This is a genomic window from Candidatus Saccharimonadales bacterium (assembly GCA_036397795.1).
In the GTDB taxonomy this organism is placed as follows: domain Bacteria; phylum Patescibacteriota; class Saccharimonadia; order Saccharimonadales; family DASWIF01; genus DASWIF01.
In genome coordinates this window covers 1-2,190 of sequence record DASWIF010000063.1, presented here as the reverse complement: position 1 = coordinate 2,190, position 2,190 = coordinate 1, and the positions used below count along the sequence as shown (strand labels likewise).

General features: G+C 50.9%; 1 protein-coding gene. It reads left to right on the top strand.

Translation table 11 applies throughout. The annotated features are described in order from the left end of the window. The first annotated feature begins 102 nt into the window (after nt 1–102). Nucleotides 103–1,764 carry a hypothetical protein gene (locus VGA08_03810; protein ID HEX9679719.1) on the top strand — a complete coding sequence of 554 codons (1,662 nt, stop codon included), beginning with the start codon at nt 103–105 and terminating at the stop codon, nt 1,762–1,764. The last annotated feature ends 426 nt before the right edge of the window (nt 1,765–2,190 follow it).

Here is a 2,190-nt window from a genome sequence, read left to right as displayed (position 1 = left end):
TGATTTTGTCAATTTCGAGTTTTGTTTGACGGATATCTAGGATTTCGAGTAAAATAGAGACAATTTTAAGACCTAAAATACTTGGAGAAAGGGCCACCACCTATGGATAAAATGAGCTTGAGCAAGGTATTGGGGGGAATTGCCGTCGTCGCGATTGTCGCGGCCGTTGGCTATGGTTTATTAAATAGAAGCGTTGGTTTCCAGGATGGGGGAGTAGACGTAAACAACACCGCCTGTGATGAGATTGGCGCCGCCCGCCAAGCGGTTAACCAGGAATTAAATGACCGTAAAACAGCGGCCGCTGAAACTTTGGAGACTGAGATGGAATCCGCCTCGGACGCGTACTGGGCTGAGAACCGCCGGCTGGAGTCGGTTCACCACGAATGCATGACCGGCGCGCTGGTCGCTGATCCGTGCAAAGCGCCGTTTGAAAAAATTGGTCAGCTGTATGAAGAAATTATGGCAGACTTTGCCGCTGATAAAGGATTTAACGAAGCCAAGTTTAATGAACGCGAGCAAGCCAAAAAAGATTATGAAGAGTGCGTGGAACGGGCGCGCAACGACGAGTTTTACGAAGCCGACAAATCCAAATGCGATGCCGATTTAGCGGCCGGCCAATCTGCCAACCAGCAAACCCGCCAGGCGGCGGAAGCGGCCGCGCAGGCTAAGCACGACGCGGCCGTGGCTCAGGCCGAAAGCGCGCACCAAGCCAAACATGGTATTCTGGACGCGATTGAGGAAAAATGCAATGAGCCAGCCGGGAACACCAACGTGAATGCCGGCGCCATTAGCGCGGGCAGTACGGGTACGACTATTTCAACCGGCTCGGCCTGCACCGGTACATTTGAAGGTAATGATCCCGAACTTCGGGCTCGCCTGAGTTTGCTTGAAAGCCAGCTCCAAAAAGCCCGAGCCGCGGGGCTGAGTGGCGGCTTGTACGGAACTGACCACTTACAATCAGCCGTTGACCAGGCTCGCCAGGAATTGCGCGAGTCAGAACGCAGTTGTACCACGGATGCTGATTGCGGCGACCCAACTCCGGTCTGCTGCAGCAATACCGAGGTTGGCCGCGTTTACTGCGATGCCGGCACGTGTGCCAATGAACGCGTCGCGTGTGATGACGGCCAAATTTGTGCCGGCAGCCCGGCCATGTGCGTTAACCCGACCACTGGCGCGCAAAGCCAGCCGATTGAGCTGGGTCGAACGATTCCGGAAGTTGGTTCATGTTCAATTAACCTCCAGAATCTAGACTTGCAACAAGGCAGTCCAGGCTCCGCCCGTTTCGAAATTGTTGGGTTTCCGAGCTGGGTTCACGCCAGTCAAGTCGGCGGAAACTTACCGGCCAGTTCAAATTTAACCTACGACTGCAACACGGTTCAAGGCTTTGGTCCGGGTACCTACACCGCTAACGGCAGCATTTTGGTCAAAGACGGCGGCGGGAACCTCATCAACACTATTCCAGTTAACATCATGATTACAGTTGAGCCAGCTCAGCAGGATCAAATCGCGGTTATCCAGTATGGTAGCTACTACATCCCAGTCGATCAAATTCATAGCGGCACTGGTCAAGAATGCGATCAAACTGAACACTGGCACGCTAACGGGCCGACCGTGACCGCAACCGATGGCACTAAATTATCCGACCCCGATCCAAGCGGGTGTGGGTTTGGCAAAACCTCGCAGGTACCGGTCATGCACATGGCCGCGCCTTCCGTCCAGGGTGAGATTAGAGTTGAAGGACTCGACAGCTTAAGGACGCGCTAAAGTGAAAAAATTGTTAGAATTGAAGGCTTTGGACAATATCTCGCAATAATTTTAAGCATACCTATGAAATTTGCTGAAATTACACGAATATTTAAGAGGCGGACTAAGACTTCCGAGGGCAATGGCAAATTCGCCGATTTTTTTCTGAATGCTCAGCCTGAGAAAAAACGTGAAGTAATATCTGAAGCCGCGCGAGGTGCCAATAAAGACCAGCAGAAGATATTGCTCAGATCTCGATCCTAGAAAGAGTTCAATCCGACAATAGAAAACCGCTCAGTTTAACCAGCTAGCGGTTTTTTGTTTCTCTAAAAAGTGTCGAAAAACTTGACACTTTTTTTGAATTATGTTAATTTCGGCTCAGCCCTTTTGAAGGAGGAGAGAAATGAAAAAAGCCTTTAGTCTCATCGAATTGTTGATTATGGTGGT

Bases quoted from the DNA above. Each gene is read 5' to 3' on its own strand.
- VGA08_03810 (HEX9679719.1), top strand. From the start codon at position 103: ATGGATAAAATGAGCTTGAGCAAGGTATTGGGGGGAATTGCCGTCGTC.